An 18,584-nucleotide genomic window follows, 5' to 3' on the forward strand; every position below is an offset into this window, starting at 1 on the left:
TATTCACTTTGAAATTGTAAGACAATTTAAAATGTAAGTCAATAATAATATTTATAAGTTTTTTAATAACCTTTCATTAAAAAAAACTTTTGACACTTCGCACTTGATGTCCATTAAGAGAATTGGCGTTGTTGCGGATTAGAAAATACAGGATTCGTTACTATATGGATTACGAATAAGAACAGCGTGCGAATAGATTAATGCCATCAGCGGATAATATAAGCGAAGGAGTGAAATATATGCCACAAGATCATAACAATGATTCATTTAATAATGCCGGGAATAATAATGATGACAACGATACAATTGACAGGCCTAGTTTGAACCCCGGATTTCAAAGAGAAGAACGTCCTGTGCCTAATGGTAATATCCCAACAATAGAGGGAGTTGCAAATATTAAAGAACGTTTTCCTTCGGACCATGAGAGACTTATGAACAGAATTAATCTTGGTGATGCACTTATAAATCGAGAAAACACTCATTTTGGACGGTTTGAAAAATAAAAAAATGAATTTTTAAAAACATAGTTGATTGGAACGGAAGGTTCGGGACTCCTGCGGGAAAAGCGCGTGCCTGGAGCGGAAAACTTGGATCGAGTTCATTAAAACTAAACTAGAAGGCAGCAGAAACGATCAATAATATGTTGGAAATACAAAAGACCGCCAATTCGGCGGTCTGCCTCTTATTGGTTTAATTATCCCTTCCCTTTCACCCTGTAATGGACTCCATTCATCTTAAACCGCCCGGGTGCTTACCATTTATGTATAGCAGCAATCTAAATAAAAGGCTCTTTTCGTAAAGATTGTTGTTTTTAAAATGAAACGATTTAAGGTTGATTGGAGCGGAAGTGCGAGACTCCTGCGGGAGCAGCGGGACAGGTGAGACCCCACAGGCGTTTACGCCGAGGAGGCTCACCGCCCGCCCCGCGGAAAGCGAGCATCTGAAGGGGAAATCAACCACACCTCACTACTTGGTAAATAGCAACAAAGTATGCGAAAACAGCCAAATAAAAAGAGACCTTCTTTTAAAAGGCCTCTTAGAATAATCCTTATTTTTCACAAGCGATCCAGTCTTTGTCACGATCGCTTTTTTTATTGGCGTCATATAGCGCCTTTGAAACATGAGGTTTGTATTTCGTTTTTCCTCCTTTATTTTTAACGGAAGATGTACGAGCCACGCCTCCTTTGTAGTCTTTATTCAATGCTGTACAGTTTTTATACGTCTTCACCTTTGTTTTGGCACCGGCAACATCATTCGCGCCAAACGAGAGACCCAAAACTAGTCCAAAAGATAGTAAAATAGCAAATAATCGTTTCAAAATATGAACTCCCTTTCCTAAAAATTAACTTTTCACTAATCATAATGTATCATTTCGCTTTTTACAATAACTATATTTCCATATTTAAAATTAAACCCGCTCTCACTCTATCTATTCCGAAGAAAAGACCGCCAATTCGGCGATCTTTTTCTCATTGATTTAATTATTCCTTCCCTTTCACCCTGTAATGGACCTCCCCAGGTTCTTTGCAAAAGGTGATTCCGCTTCCCGGCTCGTAATAAAAGGTCTTTCTGCCTAATGAGCGTTCATGGAAGGTCGTTTGCAAATAGGAGGCTTGATCCCTTTTGAAGGAGAGCTGATTTTTACTTAAGTTTACTGGAAGGCAATGTCCGTAGTTTGTGTGGACCAATGTCTCTTTTTCGTTCATTTCCTCGAGATCTCGAATATGGATGTAGGAAAACCAGATCCCTCCCCTTTTCCGAAATGATCGGGAGGAGAACCAGACCATTCCCAGCTGGGCGTTTATGCAGACAGGCAGCCTGTATTTACCGCCAAGCACGGATTTGGCTGCTGCAAGTCCTCCATCTAGATCCAGCCCAAAGTGGTTTAGCGTGTTATTCAGGATTTCCTGTCGCGGTTGGGCAACATGGAATGTGTTCTCCCCTTCCACTACCGTGGTCATCTCCACACCATTGGAATCGTAATGCTCCATCATTCCCACCGTATCCACATTCAATAAATAGTTTTTGCGTATCATCCTTCCATTCACTCCCCATTTCCCTATTCATTTTTTTTGGAGTATACTGGATATAGAGGCAGGTATACTCCTGCTCGCAAGCCCTTAGGTGATGTCTTCCAGGACGTCCTCACCTAGGGGTTTTTATTTCCGTCTCTCGCACTTTCCTTTCAGATATGTCACTCACCTCCATGCGACCATTATCCTATTTTATGTATTTTTTGTAAAATCAATCTGATTTTACCTCTATCAAAATTCTTTCCCTTTTGTGGCTGCATTGCCTGTTTAATTGGCTCACTCTATAAAAAATCTCGAATTTCCTTTTAAAATCTGCTTCTCAGATCGCTATTTCCTTGTTATTTTGTGTCCATTTAGAGAACAAACAGCCAAAATTCATATAAAAGTGAAATGAAATGACATTTTTGTGAACTTTTAAAACACGTCAAAAAAGCCTATCGTGATGATAGACTTTTTTTGACGTGGTTATTCTGCCATCTTTTTTTCAATCGCTAAATCCCGTAAATAATCCAATAAGGGCCGCACTTCCTCTGGAGCTGTTATGTCAGTAAAAGAGAAAGACTGCTGCTTCTTTTCATCTGCTATAACCAGTTGGTATGAAAACGCGTCGAACCCTTGCGCTTTTACTTTTTTGCTTTCGGCAGCATTAGGAAGATCCGTTGTCATCATTAAGTTCTGCAATTCTTCCTTTTGCTCTTTTGGCAATTCATCTGTATCTATCTGGAAATTCAAGTCGAGGTTGGCAAATCCCCCTATGCAGCTAAATTTGATATGCATGTTAGATGAGTCCTCCTATTCATGGAATATGACTACTCAGGCAATCCAACCGCTTTAAAAGCATTTTCAATTGTTCCTATGGCTGTTTCAGGCACTTCTCCGCTATCAACGAGCTTTTGCGCTGCTTTGATGACAATTTGCACGAATTGATTGAAGTTTGCCGTTGCAAATAAATTCTGCATCGCATTGAACCAGATCAAAGCCGCCTTGTCCGTTCCGATTTCCATGGATACTAGATAAAAGGCCTTGTTCGGTATGCCGCTATTGATATGGACACCATGATTATCGCGTTCTCCTTTATAGAAGTTCTTCATATGATCAGGCTGAATATCTTTCCCCATTAACTTATTGTCAAATGCAGTACCTGGCGCTTTCATCGAACGGAGTGCCTGCCCTTTCAGTGTCGGTCCCATTATATCAGCACCGATTAGCCAATCGGCGTCTCCTGCCGTTTGCTTTAAGTGAAATTGTTTTATGGTAACTCCAAACACATCTGAAAGATGTTCATTCAAAGCCCCGGACTGACCTTCATATTCCAATCCACTTGTGAACTGCGTAACCCCATGTGTCAGTTCGTGTCCAATTACATCGAGTGAATTGGCAAAATTGCTAAAGATGACCCCATCGCCGTCACCAAATACCATTTCATCTCCGTCCCAATAGGCATTCGTGAATTTATTCCCATAATGAACGTTCAGAATGAGATCAAGGCCTTGGTTATCAATTGAATTACGGTGCAAGACATCCTTGAAATAGTCACGCACAACTCCGCTATAATCGTATGCAGCGTTAACAACAGGGTCTGCACTTGATCGATCTCCTTCTTTCCTTGCCTCATTCTGCCGGAGTTTCGTTCCCCCTTTACAATCGTAAACATGTCGGGCAGATTCACCTTGACGTTCAGATCCTGCATCCGTTAAAGCGACAACACCGTCAATATCATATTCTTTAAAGATCCTGCGCCTGCGCATTTGACGGCTTTTCACTAAACTGATCCGTGCTTCTTCCACATCATTTTGTGCCAAATTCTCAAGAATATAATTAGGTACGATGAAACACTGACACCTTTTGGAACAATCGTTATTATGCATATTCGTCACTCCTTTAAAGTTTTTTTACGATCTATACCATTTCTTTTTTCAAGAGTGCTGCTTTTCTTCAACACATTTCTATAGATTACTTTCGCCGTATTTACCTCATTTCCCTTCATTCCGTTCCTTGCGACCCGTTCAATCCTTTTTTCAGGCAGGGATGTAATGCTTCACCTTTGTTTATTGGATTATTCTCCCCGTGCTGCATATACTGGATTGTATCTTTAAACAAGGAAGCTTCCTCAGAACATAAACAACATTTAAGGGAGGGCATAGCATTGGTAACTTCACAGGGTACTTCTTCGGTTAGCTTTCCATTCCCAACATTATGGGGCATCCACGCTTCAATAGCTGGCAGAACGATCATTTTGGGCACATTTTCGATTAACTCTATTACGGATAAAAGGGTAATGGGTACAATTAATTTTCGGGGTACACCTATTCCGATTAATGGATTTTGGAATAAAAGCACTAAACAAATCTCATTTGATTCACCTTATGCCACATTCTCTGGCAATTTAACCATGATTGATGATAACCAGATTAGGATTCGGCATTTTATTCTACAAGGACGTTTTCTCATGAAGCCTCCCTCTCTGCAAGCAGGTGAATCTGGGTCTTGGATTGCCACCACTGATATACCTTTGAATCAATTTCCTGCTGGCGGTAGCGCCTATACCGAGCAATTACCTCCTGTTGGAGCTTTTTTAACATCGAGTATCCTTCATCATAATTTGTAGGGAAGTTGATATAGGGGAATCATGCTGTGCAGAAATGGTGTTTAACATAAGGAATCGTCTCTGTATCACATTGGGACGATTCTTTTACAATAGCAAATTACCAAACGCCTTATTGAACTGACCGCATTGCTTATCCTGTTTGAGGGGTCTTCTGAATAAAGAAATGTACCTTTTTGCCCATCTCACTAAGTAGATATATATATGAGATAGTGATTTTGGTAGACATCCTTAACCAAGATGAGTACAAATGGAATATAGATTGACATCATTTCCCCTGTCCTTCATACTATTGTAGTAATATGATTGACAGAATATTCTGTAAACTAAGGGGATGAAACTATGAAACAAGCAGATGTTCTTAAGGAAGATAATTGTGGAAGTTTAATGAAAGCAATAGCAGAAAATGATTTTCAAATGGCTCAACTGCATGATGTATTATTATTCGAGGATAACTGGGAGGATGACCTATGACTAAGCTGAGAATCCTTTTAACCATTCCAATTTTGCTATATGGAATTTACATATTTGTTGTCGTTCAAAACGATAAGAATATTCCACTTTATTTGCATCTTCTATTCGCAATCTACTTGATGTTGTTTGTACATTATGAAGAAAATCCAGATGTGAAACCATAACAGGTTTTTGATTGGAGAATTTCGATGCTTAACAATTCGTGATGGAGGAAGTTTTGACCTCAAGTGAAAATATATTGAGCTGCCAGGATGTGTTCGTCTTAAACCCTAGGTTCTCAACACGCAATAACTTGGCATTTTTATCATAAAAAAGCCCCAGCTCCATAAAGGAATTGGGGCTTTCACTTATTATTTGAGCAAGAAAGTCTTCCTGTTCAAATTAGATAATACGAGTTGTAACGATGCCTTCTATTTGTTTGATTTTTTCTTCCAAGCCAGGAATGATATCGCCGTTTACTTCACCGTCAATGTCGATGATCGTATACGCATATCCCCCACGGCTTCTGTTAACCATGTCAGCGATGTTCAGATTAAAGCCAGATACAGCCAGTGTGATTTGCCCAACCATGTTCGGAACGTTTTCGTGGAAAGTTGCCACACGACGGTTTCCTGTATAAGGAAGGGAAGTATTTGGGAAGTTCACAGAGTTCTTGATGTTCCCTGTTTCTAAAAAGTTCTTCAACTGACGGGCTGCCATGATGGCACAGTTTTCCTCTGATTCAAGCGTAGAGGCACCAAGATGCGGAATTGGAACGACATTTTTCATTTTCAACACGTTTTCATTCGGGAAGTCAGTAATGAACTTGCCTACCACTCCGCTTTCAAGTGCAGCTTGCATATCCTCTTCATTCACTAACTCGCCGCGTGAGAAATTCAAGATATGTACGCCCGGCTTCATGATGCTGAATGTTTCTTGGTTAAACATTCCTCTTGTGTCGTCAGTTAATGGAACGTGTACTGTAATATAATCAGATTCTGCAAACAATTCTTCAATTGTCATGGCGCGCTGTACATTGCGGGACAAGTTCCAAGCTGTATCAACAGAGATGAACGGGTCAAACCCAATGACATCCATGTCCAAATCCAGGGCATCATTCGCTACAAGTGCACCGATCGCACCTAAACCGATTACGCCAAGAGTTTTCCCCTTGATTTCTTTACCAACGAATTGTTTCTTTCCTGCTTCAACAAGCTTTGGAATTTGTTCTCCTTCGCCTTCAAGCGTCTTAGTCCAAGCCACACCTGCAAAAAGGTTACGAGATGAGGCCATTAATGACGTCAGCACCATTTCTTTTACAGCGTTTGCGTTAGCACCAGGTGTATTGAAAACGACAATTCCTTGCTCAGTGCATTTATCGACCGGAATATTATTGACTCCAGCCCCTGCCCTTGCGATTGCCTTTAACTGATCGCCGAATTCCATAGTATGCATGTTAAAGCTGCGAAGAACGATCGCATCAGGGTTTTCACTGTCATTGTCGACCTTGAATTCGCCTTTATTGAATACATTCAGCCCGCTTTCGGCAATATTATTTAACGCTTTGATCGTTTTGACTTTTTCTAAAAGTAATGTGCTCATTTGTGTTTGCTCCTCTTTTGCTTATGATAGTTTTGAAATTTCAAAATACTTACAGGATTTTTAAGCCCATGAAAATCTGCATACTTTAAACCTTCACTATCTATTAATATACAGAAAGAGGCAAGGGATAAAATCCCTTACCTCTGCCCAGGCGAACGGCTACGACACTATGTGTTCCCTCACGGTTATCCGTGTTTCGCCAGTTGCACATAGTCTTTTTCATTTATTTTATTCTATCAAACTATTCAGCAATCTTCAATATCATTTTTATCTCTTTTTTTGCAGAAGCCGCAACTTAGCGGCTGCAATGGCCGAATTCAAGCAGGTTTAATGGCCTTTGCCAAATCTTGTTCACGCCAGTATTCTTCAATTTCCTCCAATGATTTCCCTTTCGTTTCAGGAGTTTTATAGTGTATGAATACGCAAGCGACCACTGATAAGACCGCATATATGAGAAAAACGTTATTGCCAATGACACTTAACAGTGGCGGGAACGTGTATGAAAAAAGGAAGTTCAATGTGTATTGCAAAAAGGTGATGACGCCCATTCCGATCGCTCTTGCCTGCAATGGCAGCACTTCCGGTATGAATAGCCAGAAGACGGGTCCAAGGCCGATTCCGAATGCGAAGACATATAAGAACACACAAACCATGCTGAAAATCGTATAATCCGAAAATAGCGCCAATCCGATCAGCGGCAGGACCTGACCGCCAATACTGTAGATGAGCAGCGTTTTTCTACCTAGTTTATCAACGATGAATAAAGAGATGGCAGTGGAAACGACCAAGGCCGTCCCGATCCCGAAGTTTGCTATATTGGAACCGCTCCATCCGTTGATTTCAACCCCTTCAAAAATGATTGGGGCAAAGTATACGACGGCATTGATTCCCGTGAAGACCTGGAAGAATGTTAGAATGAAATTCATATTCAATATTTTTCTATATTGGTGTATTAAATGTTTGAACCCTACGCTTTGCTGTTTAAGAGAATGATTGATATCGTTTATTTCATCTTCCACTTCTTGCTTCGTTCCCCTTAGTTTCATCAAGACTTTCCTTGCACGGTCTTCCTTTCCTGCAGTCATGAGCCACCGCGGGCTTTCCGGTGAGATAAGCATTCCAAATGTGAAGATTGCTGCTGGAATGATTCCGATTCCGAGCATGATTCTCCAAGATCCGCTAGCGGAGAAGGAAGCCCCCACTATGTAAGCACTCAAGATCCCGACGTTTACACTTAATTGATATAAAGCTCCGATCAATCCCCTGATTTTAGGAGGAGCCAATTCCACCAGATAAATAAGAGAACACATATTGGCTATTCCACAGCCGATTCCAAGGATGAATCGCGATGCTATTAAAACGCTTACATTTGTAGCGAAGGCACAGCCAATCGACCCGACGATGAATGTGATGCCTGCCCCAATCAGGAGCGATTTTCTTCCAAGCACCTTTGATAGTGAAGTGGAGAGGACGATGGCAGGCAATGCCCCCAATAGCAGGAAACTTACAATCAATCCTTGACCTGACGGGCTTAGTCCAAACTCCTCGGTGATGAATGGGATTGCAGGAGAAATGGCCCCGGAATCAAAACCATATAATAGTCCGGCCAAGCCGCCAAAGATCGCATAAACATACATAATATTCGGAATTTTTTGCAAAGTTTTCACTCCTTTTAGATAAATTAAAGTACACCTTTTTTCAATATGAGATTCGCATACTGTGCCCGTTCACTTGTTGCGATAATGGCATAGGCCGCTTTACTTCGTTCGTAAAAGTCCATTCGTTCCAGTTTTCCGATGTTGATGGGGATATGGTTCGATTTTTTTATTATATCTTCATAACTCTTCCAGATAACAGGGCTTTTTTCATCGCCTTCCACAGGGTTCATCAGTATGACCGGATGCGTGACATACGTATCGAGTGGAAAAAACGCCAATATCGCTTGCAGGAAGTCGGCCACGCCATGTCCATGACCGTTGATGATCCGGTTTGAATGACTTGCAGCCGGATAATTTCCGTCTGCAAGTACGATTTCATCACCGTGCCCCATCTCCATCATGATCTTCATCAATTCAGGAGAAAGTATCGGCGGAATTCCTTTAAGCATTCGTCATGGCCTCTTCGCTTTCAGCCACGAATGTGTTCGTGAGTGCTCCCAGTTTTTCGATTTCAACGGTGACCACATCCCCTGGCTGAATATAAACACGCTGTTCGGCCGGCAAGCCCAATACCACTCCTTCAGGTGTACCTGTCAATATAAGATCGCCCGGTTCCAATGTCATATGTTTGGAAATATAACTGATGATTTCCGCGCATGAAAAAATCATATCGGATGTATTGGAATTCTGCCTTATTTCATCATTTACGTACGTTTTCAACTGCAGGTCGTTTGGATTTCCCACTTCGTCCGCTGTTACCAGGTAAGGTCCAACAGGGCTGAAATCATCGCACGTCTTCCCAAGCAGCCATTGCTGTGTTCTCATTTGCAGATCTCTTGCCGACAAATCGTTGACCGTACAATATCCGAACACATGGGACAGTGCCGCTTCTTCCGATACGTTTTTTGTCTTTTTGCCGATCACGATTCCGAGTTCCACTTCATAGTCCAGCTCGTTCGTTACGCTTGGAATGGCAATCTCACATCCATGGCCCGTTAATGTATTATCAAACTTGTTAAATAAAATCGGCACTTCAGGATATGGTGCATTCGTTTCATCCGCATGTCTTTTGTAATTCAATCCAACGCAAATGATTTTATGCGGTTTCGTCACACTGGGACCGAATTCGAGCCCTTTCTCTTCAATTGAAGCTGCCATTCCTTCTCTGACAGCTTCATGGATCTTACTTTCAAATTCGTCCCGTTCGGATTGGCTGAAATTTATCACGTCCATGACATCCGACACGATTTGGTTCCATTCATTCCTCTTCGCCGTTTCTTCGATATCTATTAACTGATCCTCAATTTGAACAGCCAGTTTTTGCTGTTCACCTTTTATAAAAGTAGCCAATTTCATCGTTTCTTCCTCCTTTTATGCATTTTTTCCAAAAACAACCCCGCCATCGATATATAAAGGGGATCCCATCATGAACGCAGACTCGTCCGAAGCTAAGAACAGTGCCGCTTTTGCCACATCACCAGGCCTGCCCAAATCTCCGCTCAATTGTCTTTTCTTGATCGTGCCGATGGCAACCTCAGGATCGTCATATGAAGTTTTTAAATAATCTTCGACGAACGGAGTCAGGATCGTACCTGGCAATAAAGCGTTCACCCGAATATTATAAGGCGCATAATCCACTTGCATCGCTTTCGTCAAAGCAAGTACAGCGCCTTTCGTTGCTGAGTATGCGGCGCGTTTCACGAGACCCATTTCCGCTGCACATGATGACATATTGATAACGACCCCGCTTTTTTGTTCCATCATATAAGGAATCGTGTATTTAGAAGGCAGATATACCCCCTTCACATTCACGCTCATGATTCGGTCCCACACATCCGGTTCCACTTCGTCCACCCTGCCCACATTCGAGATTCCGGCATTATTGAACAATATATCAATTTTCTTATAGGTTTCGATGATTTGGGAGATTGCAGATTGAACCGCTTCCGGATTCGTTACATCCACCTCATAAAATGCCGCTTTCCCGCCAGCTTCCTTTATTTCAGAAACAGTGCCCTGCCCATTTTCTGCATGAATATCGGTAATGATGACAAATGCGCCTTCACTAGCGAATAAACGGGCTGATTCCTTTCCGATCCCGCTTCCCCCGCCAGTGATGACAGCGATTTTATTTTGCAGTCTCATGACGTTACCTCCTGTTCATGATTCATATGATCTTCAGGCTGCGCCGCTTTCACCGTTAAACCGCCATCCACCATTAACAGATGCCCGTTGATTTGCATGGCTTCATCGGAAGCCAAAAATACGACGGAATCACCAATTTGCTTTTCCGTCCCAAGTCTTTTCATCGGATTGGCTTCAATCTCTTTTGCGAGAATTTGCGGATCTTCCAAATATTCCTCACACATATCCGTCGCAACGGTGCTTGGGCCGACAGCATTCACATTGATATTGTATTTTCCTAGCTCGACCGCCAATGCCTTCGTTAAATGAGAGGCAGCTGCTTTCGATGAAATATAATGGGGAATGACCGGACTCGTGACAAGGACGCTAGCCGTTGATGTAATATTGATGATCTTGCCATATTTATTTTCAATCATTCTCTTCGCCACTCTTTGCGTCGTCAAAAAGATCGATTTCACATTGGTCCGATACGTATCATCCCATGTTTCTTCCGAAAGGCTCAAAAAAGGCTCAAACGGGGCAATGCCAGCATTATTCACTAAAATATCCACTGTTCCCAATTCTTTTTCCACTTCACCGATCATGGCATCGACATCTTCCTTCACCCCAACGTTCGCTTTCACGACGATCGCTTGGATATGAAACTCGGATTCTACTTTTTCTTTTAAAGCGTTCGCTTTTTCAAATGAACCTGGTGATGTATAGTTGATAGCCACATTGGCACCTTCCTCAGCCAATCTCATGACAATCGCTGCACCGATTCCCCGGCTGCCTCCTGTGACAAGTGCTGTTCGATTATTCAATTTACCCATATGAATTCTCCTCCCTTTTCCTATCCGTTTTTAAAGACTGATGCTGATCCGGCTGATGCTGAATTCCTGATGCCCTAGAATTTCCGCCTTTGTCAGCTCACCCTGTGCCGTTTTAACGATCGTTTCGTAAATGCGACTTCCCGCTTCCTCTGTCGTTTCTTTTCCTTTCATGACAGGGCTTGTATCCATATCGATGTTATCGATCATCTTGATGGCCGTATGTTCATTTCCCGTTATTTTGATGACCGGGATGATCGGGTTCCCTGTCGGTGTCCCTCTTCCTGTCGTAAAGCAGACCATATGTACACCGGCTGCCGCCATGCCTGAAACACACTCGATGTCATTCCCCGGGGAATCCATGAAGTAATAGCCATTACCCGGGAGTGCTTCCGCAAATGATAAGACATCGTTCAATGGGGCTGTACCTGCTTTACTTATGCAGCCAAGCGATTTTTCCTCGATGGTCGAGAGCCCTCCCTCAATGTTGCCCGGGCTCGGGTTTCCGCCGCGCATATCGGCCCCGATGCGTTCCACTTCTTTTTCGAATCTATCAACATATGCATATAGTTTATTGGCCACTTCTTCACTTACTACTTTTTGGGCAACAAGATGTTCAGCTCCGATGATTTCCGTGGTTTCACCCATTACGATCGTACCTCCCTTATTCAGGAGCAGATCAGCCGTTTTCCCTAAAGCGGGATTGCTGCACAATCCGGATGTAGCATCGGAACCGCCGCATTTCACGCCTACTATCAATTCTGAAATGGGGGCATCCACTTGCGGCACTTTTTCGAGTTCCAGAAATAACCCCTTCGCCACTTCAGTCCCCTTCTTAATCGCGTTTATCGTCCCGCCTGCATCTTGGATATCTAGCCATTCCACTGGTTTTCCCGTTTCTTCTTCAATTTCCTGTTTCAATACTTTGGCATCAATCACCTCACAGCCCAAGCTGATTAATAGGACCGCTCCAACGTTCGGGTTTTTCCCCATTCCGCCAAGTAGTTTATGTGTACGTTCTTTATCATCACCAATCTGGCTGCATCCATGCTGATGCGGAATGGCCACTGATTCCGGTACAGCTTGCTGGATTCTGTTGGCCACATGATTGGCGCAAATGACGGTAGGAATGATCAATAGATGATTACGGATTCCAAATTTTCCATTTGAACGGCGATACCCTTTTATCATGCTCATTGTTTTTGCTCCCCTTCCGCCTTATCTCCTCTTCCTCTGATTCCCTCAATATTATGTACATGGACATGTTCACCAGGCTCGATATCCATCGTGGCTGCACCGATCACTTCTCCATATTTGATGACGGCCGCCGATCGCTGAATCGGTTTGATTGCGATTTTATGCCCAAATGGAATCGAACGCTTTGCTTCCACTGCCTCTTTTTGACCATTGATGACATAGAGTAATGTTTCCCCTTCTTCTACATCTTTTAATGATGTCGCAACATTATCCTGATGAGACATGACGATGCTTGTAATGTCCTGTTCATAAACTAACTTGCCCATTTTCCTCTCCCCTTTCTTTTAGCTTGTAAAAGGCTTTTGCATTTCCAGAAAATATCCCATCCACTTCAGCTAGTGTTAAAGTTTCCGGTAAATTCCATTTTATGACCGCCACTGCCTCTTCATAGCTCCCAGCTGATAAACATACAGGCCAATCGCTGCCGAAAAGTAAACGGTCCGGCCCAAACGCCCGAACAATATGTTGTATGTATGGCGTAAAGTCATCCACCTTCCACATTGCAGGATCCGCTTGGGTCAATAAACCCGACAGTTTGCACCAAATGTTCGGAAACTGTGACAAAGCATTCATTTCTTCTTGCCATTTGTTTAATTCCCCTGCTGATATATTCGGTTTAGCCATATGGTCGATGACGGCCTTTAGGTCAGGAAGCGTTTTCATTAATGTTAAAACAGATGAAATATGTTTATGATTAATCAACAAATCCAGCGGAAGATCATATCGAATTAGCTGTTTCAGATTTTCCACCACTTGTTCTTGTAAAATCCAAGCACTGTCTTCCAGATCCTGCAACATAGGGCGTAAACCAACAATTCCCGGTCGTTTCATCAATGAATCCAATTGCTCCGGGAAGGATGGAGCAGATAAGTCAAGCCAGCCCACCACGCCATATATCCAGTCATGGCGGTCATACAAGGATAATAGAAATATAGTCTCTTCATAGGTTGGAGCCGCTTGTACCAGGACCGTCCCCGAAATATCATTCTTATGTATTAATGGTGATAAATCGTCGGGAAGATAATCCCGATATAGGACTCCCATATCATTTGTAAGCCAAGAGTAATCACCTCGGTCAATTCTCCAAAAATGCTGATGTGCATCAATCATCATGCTGACCTCCTCTTGTTATCTTTATGTTACCGGTAACATTAAAATAACAGCAATATTTTAAATTGTCAATAAATTAAGTGAAATCTCTTAAACTATCCAAATGGAATTACCATTTTCAACTCTTATTAATAAGAAAACTCGCCATTCCCAATTGGAACGGCGAGTTTTTAATCATTTAGAATGTTTCATTCTTTTTATGACAAATAGAAATATTAAACTAACAAAAAACAGGATGAAAATGACTACGAAAGGAATGGTCGTTGTAAAAAAGGTGACCCATCCACTTGGCTCTTTGGTTTCTGGCGTAAACTCAATTTTTTCTATATCATTTTCCCTTATGGCGTGATTCATTCTATCTTGCCAAATTTCACTATCCGGTACAGATGCGATAAGTATTGATCCTTTTCATACCCTGCCAACCGGCCTCTTATTTCATAAACACTATTTTGTAGCTCCACCTTTAAAAATGCCACTTTCCCATCCTCTAAAGTTGTAAAAAATTCATCTTCAGTTAATTTCTCAGTCGGTTCTTTATCATTATTAAAAACTAGCACAATCCCAAATGTAACCAAGAAGATTAATAAATAAAATACTTTACTACGGAATATCCGCTTCATCTAATACCTCTCCCGCAAAAACAAACTACAGGCAATAGTATCACAAATAGTTAATTATTAACAATTAAGCTATCGGTGTATTGCTTGCTAAATGGATAATTTTAGTAAAAAATAGGAAGTATAGCAAACTAGAAGTTTAAGGGGGGATATTTTTGATTACTCATTTCGCGGATTTAGAATTACTGACAGTATCTATAGAAGGTGCAAAGCAATGCTATGCTAAACGCCTGCAGTTTCCCATTCTATTTGAATCTAAAGACTTTATTCAGTTTCAGCTTACGCCCTTTACGACGTTAAGTTTTAAAGAAGCGTTTGAACCCATTTCTCCAGCACACTTTGCTTTTCAAGTCCCCTATTCTCATTTTGATGAAGTAACAGCATTTGTGCAACAATCCGGATTATTGGTCCTAAGCCAAGAACAGGGTCAGTATATGGACGAAACGAACGGTAGAAAAAATTTATATTTTCGTGATGGAGATAGTAATCTTCTCGAGATTATTGCCCATGATTATGTGAATGAGGATGAACTGAAGGCATCCGGTATGTTACAAATACTTTATTTAAGAGAGATTGGCTTCCCTGTTGATTCTGTACCAAACTTACGAGAGTGGCTGAAAAGTCACTTTGGTATGAAAACGGAAAAAGATCAAGATATATTTAATTTCGTCATTAGCGGAACAGCACATGCAATAGTGGTTTCAAAACTAAGGCCTTGGATTCCTATTGCTATGAAGGCCTCACCGCCAAAGATGGCGGTGACATTCGGTACACCCAATAATCGTTTTATTAATGACCTATCAAAACAATTGGATCACACTTTTTCAGATGGCTCCAAGAAACTATTTCTATCTAAGGATAGTTATTCTTTTTATATTGAACATACCCCTGAATTCAGTGCATCAATGGTGAAAAATCTGAATTTACCTATTTGAACCGTTGTTTCTCATTTAATCTAAAAAAGGAGAAACCAATATGCCAATAAGAGAGGCAACGATGGCGGATGCCGAAGGAATAGCTATAGTCCATGTGGATTGCTGGAGAACCACTTATAAAGATATAATGCCGAGTGATTTTTTAGATAATCTGTCTTATGGGCAAAGGAAAGAATTATGGAAAAAGAATATATCCAGTGATGGAAATTATGTTTATGTTGCTGAAAATAACGAGGGGAAAATAGTTGGATTTATAAGTGGCGGGAAAAGGGAAAAAAATATAGTTAAGGATTCTGGTGATTTAACTTCAATTTATATCCTCGAAAATTTTCAAAGAATGGGGATAGGTAAGGAACTCATCAAAGAATTATTCTTTAAATTCGACGAACTGGGATTTAAGACAATTTTTGTTGAGGTGCTTGAAGATAATAAATCTCGATACTTCTATGAGGCATTTGGTGCTGAATTGCTTAAAAACGAAAAAATCAAAATGGCTGGCGCTGAATTGAATCTATTGGTTTATGAGTGGAAGGATATTAGCCCAGTATTGTTATGAGCGGCATGCTACCGGGAGAGGCCACTTTTTCTTTGGAAAACCAAAAACTCCTATTATTTAATAGGAGCTCCAGATGATTTCCTGATTACCAATTCAGGCTTTAAATTGATCGTCCGATAGTCGGCAGGACCGACTTCATCCACTCGCTCGATCACTAATTGTGTTCCTAGATATCCGAAATCGTAAGCAGGCTGTGATGATACGGTTAAAAAAGGATCGAAGTCCGAGAATAATTCTAAGTCGTCAAAGCAAACGACGGCAATGTCTTCAGGCACTTTAATCTGTTTTTCTCGTAAACTTTTTATAATTTTGATGGCAATGAAATTGTTGGCGGCAAAAATCGCCGTTGGCCGCTCAGAGGGCGGGACATTCATCAATCCGTCAATGCCGTTCCATTGCTTTTCCTGTTTGTAATGAGTCTCTATGACGAAAGAGTGATCGATGGTCAAATCATTTATTTTCAGCGTTTCAATATAGGCCTGATAACGCTCTTTCGAAGTGGAGATCGTTAGCGGACCATGAACCATAGCGATTCGTTCGTGTCCAAAATCGATGAGATGCTGAAGAAGCTTTTTCGTTCCTTCATAGTTATCACCAAGTACCCGATCACAAGAAACATCTTGAATTTGCCTATCTATCAATGTAAATGGAACCCTGTTTTTAATTAATTTCTTTAAATTTTTCATCGATTGATCGCCTGTTGGTGCAATGATTACGCCATCCACCCGTTTTGAAATCAATGCATCGATATATTCACTCTCTTTTTCGTAATCCTCATCGGTATTGCATAAAATGAGCTGATATCCCATTTGATTGGCTTTATCCGCTGCCCCTCTCGCCACCTGGGTGAAAAAGGGGTTCGTGATATCGGTTATGATTAATGAAAGCAGCTTCGTTCTTTTAATATTCAAACTTTGGGCAGCGGAATTCGGGATATAGTTAAGCTCTTTAATGACCGCTTCAACTTTTTCCCTTGTCTTTTCACTGATATTCCCTTTATTATTAATGACTCTCGATACAGTCATCGTTGATACATTCGCTTTTTTCGCAATATCGTAAATTGTCGTCACTTTTTGTACCCGCCTTTACATTATCCCTTATATTGTATCATAAGTATAAATGGTTATTTTATACTTTAGCACTTAGAAGATCCTGCTGACCCGGATACGGCAAGGAGATTCAAAAAAAAGACACAGTCCTTCGGAAAGGACTGTGTCTTGCATTTAATTTAATTTTGATTAAATCCGCTTTCGTCCATGTAAAATACTTCCCAAGAATGCCCGTCGATATCCAAAAAACTCCAACCGTACATGAAACCATGATCAATGGCTTCATTGAAAGGCTTTCCGCCAGCATCCAGTGCCCTATTCACGATTTCATCGACTTCTTCCTTACTTTTAACGGACAGGGCGACGATGGCTTCCGTACTCGCTGCTGAATTCGGGATTTCCTTCTTCGTAAACGTTTTAAAGTAATCTTCCACCAATAACATGACATATATGGACTCGCTGATAACCATGCATGTTGCATTTTCATTGGTCATTTGCTCGTTAAACTCAAAGCCGACCTTTGTGAAAAATTCTACTGAGGCATCCAAATCTTTAACAGGCAAGTTTACAAAAATCTTTTCCGCTTGAACTCCCATCCAATTCACCCTCGCTTGATTTATTTGTTCACTCACCTACTATTCGCTGCATTTTTCGATTATCCTGCTTGCAGCATAAAAGGAGAGATCACCATAAAATCTTCCTACTTCAAATAAACACTCATAATCTGTGTTTCGTTTATATTCGCTTGGGTGCTTTTTGTTTTTTCCAATTTTTCAACTAGCTCGCCATTCGTGACAACAATTGGAGTTACGATGCTTGGAGCTTTGGATTTTATCAGATTGATATCAAATGTAACAAGCTTGTCTCCTGCTTTTACATTTTGCCCTTCTGCGACGTGGACTTCAAATCCCTCACCATTAAGGTTAACTGTTTCCAATCCAATATGAATCAACAATTCAATGCCAAGCTTTGTGCGGAGGCCAAGTGCATGTTTAGTATGAAAAACTTGGATTACTTCTGCATCGATTGGAGATACGACCAACCCCTCCTCAGGAAGTATCGCTATTCCGTCCCCCATCATTTTACCGGAAAACACCGGATCTGGAACATCTTCAATATTTATTACTTGTCCATTAATAGGAGCAAGCAGCTGTTCCACACTTTCTTTTTTACTGAATAATTTTTTGAACATACTATTTCCACCCTTCTCTTTCGGTCTTGAATCTCACGAATATTTGACGAATTCTGATAATCATTCATATTATTTTTTCTTTTTTGATTTGCCTTCTGCTTTTTTCTTTTTGTTCTCTTCCACTCTATATATAACCATCTCGGTTATTAATTCATAAGGAATTGGCTTGTTTAGCGGAAACTGAACGGCCCCTTTTGAACATTTATATTCCGTTAGAGCAGATTCAAACGCAGAAATCGCGCTAGGAGTCGGATAGAATCCTATATGTTTTTTATAGGCAGCGAAATGTACCAGATTTCCATATAAAACAAAGGTAGGCATTTGATAGCTTATCTTTTCTTCCGCATCCGGTGCTGCATCCTTTATGACTTTTCTCAACGTTAGCAGTATCTCCTGAACTTCTTCGGGAAATTGTATAATATATTCATCAATTGAATGAAATGTATTGGTTCCTTCCATGGTTTCTCCTTTCTAAAACCAAATGATTAGTCATCAATACCTTTAATATAACATTTTATCCTTCCACTATCATGTTCCGTTACCTTTAAGGGAAAGGAATATGG

The 18,584-nt window shown here is 41.0% G+C and carries 24 protein-coding genes and 1 riboswitch; of the genes, 6 read left to right on the top strand and 18 right to left on the bottom strand.

The features are described 5' to 3' along the window. Window positions 1-239: 239 nt before the first annotated feature. Entirely contained in the window at window positions 240-503 is a 264-nt protein-coding gene (locus tag JNUCC41_RS03490; RefSeq protein WP_192206395.1) for a hypothetical protein, read from the top strand. A 545-nt stretch (window positions 504-1,048) separates the two neighbouring features. Here JNUCC41_RS03490 and JNUCC41_RS03495 read toward each other — a convergent pair. From JNUCC41_RS03495 to JNUCC41_RS03510, 4 genes are all read right to left on the bottom strand, one after another. Next, on the bottom strand, window positions 1,049-1,318 hold the full coding sequence (locus JNUCC41_RS03495) for an excalibur calcium-binding domain-containing protein (protein ID WP_192206396.1): 270 nt from the start codon (window positions 1,316-1,318) through the stop codon (window positions 1,049-1,051). Between the two features lie 163 nt (window positions 1,319-1,481). After that, the gene (locus tag JNUCC41_RS03500) at window positions 1,482-2,036 is read right to left on the bottom strand and encodes a competence protein ComK (protein WP_192206397.1); all 555 of its coding nucleotides are present in this window, start codon (window positions 2,034-2,036) and stop codon (window positions 1,482-1,484) included. 462 nt (window positions 2,037-2,498) lie between these two features. Continuing rightward, window positions 2,499-2,810: a protealysin inhibitor emfourin gene (locus tag JNUCC41_RS03505; RefSeq protein WP_192206398.1), complete on the bottom strand. Its 312-nt coding sequence runs from the start codon at window positions 2,808-2,810 to the stop codon at window positions 2,499-2,501. 32 nt (window positions 2,811-2,842) lie between these two features. Further along, on the bottom strand, window positions 2,843-3,901 hold the full coding sequence (locus tag JNUCC41_RS03510; RefSeq protein ID WP_192206399.1) for a M4 family metallopeptidase: 1,059 nt from the start codon (window positions 3,899-3,901) through the stop codon (window positions 2,843-2,845). 278 nt (window positions 3,902-4,179) lie between these two features. On the opposite strand from JNUCC41_RS03510, the gene JNUCC41_RS03515 reads away from it, so the two are divergent. From JNUCC41_RS03515 to JNUCC41_RS03520, 3 genes are all read left to right on the top strand, one after another. Next, window positions 4,180-4,641, top strand: coding sequence for a hypothetical protein (locus JNUCC41_RS03515; RefSeq protein WP_192206400.1), 462 nt, complete (start codon window positions 4,180-4,182; stop codon window positions 4,639-4,641). A gap of 339 nt (window positions 4,642-4,980) precedes the next feature. After that, window positions 4,981-5,112, top strand: coding sequence for a hypothetical protein (locus JNUCC41_RS27030; protein ID WP_286182337.1), 132 nt, complete (start codon window positions 4,981-4,983; stop codon window positions 5,110-5,112). Further along, window positions 5,109-5,276, top strand: coding sequence for a hypothetical protein (locus tag JNUCC41_RS03520; RefSeq protein WP_192206401.1), 168 nt, complete (start codon window positions 5,109-5,111; stop codon window positions 5,274-5,276). The genes JNUCC41_RS27030 and JNUCC41_RS03520 overlap by 4 nt, the downstream gene beginning before the upstream one ends. A gap of 217 nt (window positions 5,277-5,493) precedes the next feature. On the opposite strand, the gene JNUCC41_RS03525 is transcribed toward JNUCC41_RS03520, so the two are convergent. The 10 genes from JNUCC41_RS03525 to JNUCC41_RS03570 all read right to left on the bottom strand — a co-directional run bounded on the left by JNUCC41_RS03525 (window position 5,494) and on the right by JNUCC41_RS03570 (window position 14,292). After that, on the bottom strand, window positions 5,494-6,693 hold the full coding sequence (locus JNUCC41_RS03525) for a phosphoglycerate dehydrogenase (protein ID WP_192206402.1): 1,200 nt from the start codon (window positions 6,691-6,693) through the stop codon (window positions 5,494-5,496). A gap of 138 nt (window positions 6,694-6,831) precedes the next feature. After that, a riboswitch (ZMP/ZTP riboswitch) is annotated at window positions 6,832-6,910 on the bottom strand. Between the two features lie 100 nt (window positions 6,911-7,010). Then, window positions 7,011-8,351 carry a sugar porter family MFS transporter gene (locus JNUCC41_RS03530; protein WP_228467519.1) on the bottom strand — a complete coding sequence of 447 codons (1,341 nt, stop codon included), beginning with the start codon at window positions 8,349-8,351 and terminating at the stop codon, window positions 7,011-7,013. Window positions 8,352-8,374: 23 nt separating this feature from the next. Then, entirely contained in the window at window positions 8,375-8,800 is a 426-nt protein-coding gene (locus tag JNUCC41_RS03535) for an RbsD/FucU family protein (protein ID WP_192206403.1), read from the bottom strand. Continuing rightward, complete coding sequence (locus tag JNUCC41_RS03540; RefSeq protein ID WP_192206404.1) at window positions 8,793-9,707, bottom strand: fumarylacetoacetate hydrolase family protein; 915 nt, start codon at window positions 9,705-9,707, stop codon at window positions 8,793-8,795. Before JNUCC41_RS03540 ends, JNUCC41_RS03535 begins: the two co-directional genes overlap by 8 nt. Before the next feature lie 15 nt (window positions 9,708-9,722). Further along, window positions 9,723-10,496 (bottom strand): SDR family NAD(P)-dependent oxidoreductase, encoded by a 774-nt coding sequence (locus tag JNUCC41_RS03545; RefSeq protein ID WP_192206405.1) that lies wholly within the window; start codon window positions 10,494-10,496, stop codon window positions 9,723-9,725. After that, window positions 10,493-11,308 (bottom strand): SDR family NAD(P)-dependent oxidoreductase, encoded by an 816-nt coding sequence (locus tag JNUCC41_RS03550; protein WP_192206406.1) that lies wholly within the window; start codon window positions 11,306-11,308, stop codon window positions 10,493-10,495. Before JNUCC41_RS03550 ends, JNUCC41_RS03545 begins: the two co-directional genes overlap by 4 nt. 30 nt (window positions 11,309-11,338) lie before the next feature. Then, the gene (locus tag JNUCC41_RS03555; protein WP_192206407.1) at window positions 11,339-12,502 is read right to left on the bottom strand and encodes a UxaA family hydrolase; all 1,164 of its coding nucleotides are present in this window, start codon (window positions 12,500-12,502) and stop codon (window positions 11,339-11,341) included. After that, window positions 12,499-12,828 (bottom strand): UxaA family hydrolase, encoded by a 330-nt coding sequence (locus JNUCC41_RS03560; RefSeq protein WP_192206408.1) that lies wholly within the window; start codon window positions 12,826-12,828, stop codon window positions 12,499-12,501. Before JNUCC41_RS03560 ends, JNUCC41_RS03555 begins: the two co-directional genes overlap by 4 nt. After that, window positions 12,809-13,675, bottom strand: a complete 867-nt coding sequence (locus tag JNUCC41_RS03565; protein ID WP_192206409.1) for an amidohydrolase family protein — start codon at window positions 13,673-13,675, stop codon at window positions 12,809-12,811. Before JNUCC41_RS03565 ends, JNUCC41_RS03560 begins: the two co-directional genes overlap by 20 nt. A 347-nt stretch (window positions 13,676-14,022) precedes the next feature. Next, window positions 14,023-14,292, bottom strand: coding sequence for a hypothetical protein (locus JNUCC41_RS03570; RefSeq protein WP_192206410.1), 270 nt, complete (start codon window positions 14,290-14,292; stop codon window positions 14,023-14,025). A gap of 152 nt (window positions 14,293-14,444) precedes the next feature. Here JNUCC41_RS03570 and JNUCC41_RS03575 point away from each other — a divergent pair, with 152 nt between their 5' ends. Together JNUCC41_RS03575 and JNUCC41_RS03580 are read left to right on the top strand one after the other, a co-directional pair. Continuing rightward, window positions 14,445-15,224, top strand: coding sequence for a VOC family protein (locus tag JNUCC41_RS03575; RefSeq protein WP_192206411.1), 780 nt, complete (start codon window positions 14,445-14,447; stop codon window positions 15,222-15,224). 40 nt (window positions 15,225-15,264) lie between these two features. After that, window positions 15,265-15,780: a GNAT family N-acetyltransferase gene (locus tag JNUCC41_RS03580; protein WP_192206412.1), complete on the top strand. Its 516-nt coding sequence runs from the start codon at window positions 15,265-15,267 to the stop codon at window positions 15,778-15,780. A 53-nt stretch (window positions 15,781-15,833) separates the two neighbouring features. On the opposite strand, the gene JNUCC41_RS03585 is transcribed toward JNUCC41_RS03580, so the two are convergent. The 4 genes from JNUCC41_RS03585 to JNUCC41_RS03600 form a co-directional block, all read right to left on the bottom strand. Then, complete coding sequence (locus JNUCC41_RS03585) at window positions 15,834-16,850, bottom strand: LacI family DNA-binding transcriptional regulator (RefSeq protein WP_192206413.1); 1,017 nt, start codon at window positions 16,848-16,850, stop codon at window positions 15,834-15,836. A gap of 158 nt (window positions 16,851-17,008) precedes the next feature. Further along, the gene (locus tag JNUCC41_RS03590; RefSeq protein ID WP_192206414.1) at window positions 17,009-17,425 is read right to left on the bottom strand and encodes a VOC family protein; all 417 of its coding nucleotides are present in this window, start codon (window positions 17,423-17,425) and stop codon (window positions 17,009-17,011) included. A gap of 104 nt (window positions 17,426-17,529) precedes the next feature. Next, window positions 17,530-18,021, bottom strand: coding sequence for a PTS sugar transporter subunit IIA (locus JNUCC41_RS03595; protein ID WP_192206415.1), 492 nt, complete (start codon window positions 18,019-18,021; stop codon window positions 17,530-17,532). Window positions 18,022-18,090: 69 nt separating this feature from the next. Further along, window positions 18,091-18,480: an iron chaperone gene (locus JNUCC41_RS03600; RefSeq protein ID WP_192206416.1), complete on the bottom strand. Its 390-nt coding sequence runs from the start codon at window positions 18,478-18,480 to the stop codon at window positions 18,091-18,093. Window positions 18,481-18,584 lie beyond the last annotated feature (104 nt).

The organism is Brevibacillus sp. JNUCC-41 (assembly GCF_014844095.1).
Taxonomy (GTDB): domain Bacteria; phylum Bacillota; class Bacilli; order Bacillales; family DSM-1321; genus Peribacillus; species Peribacillus aracenensis.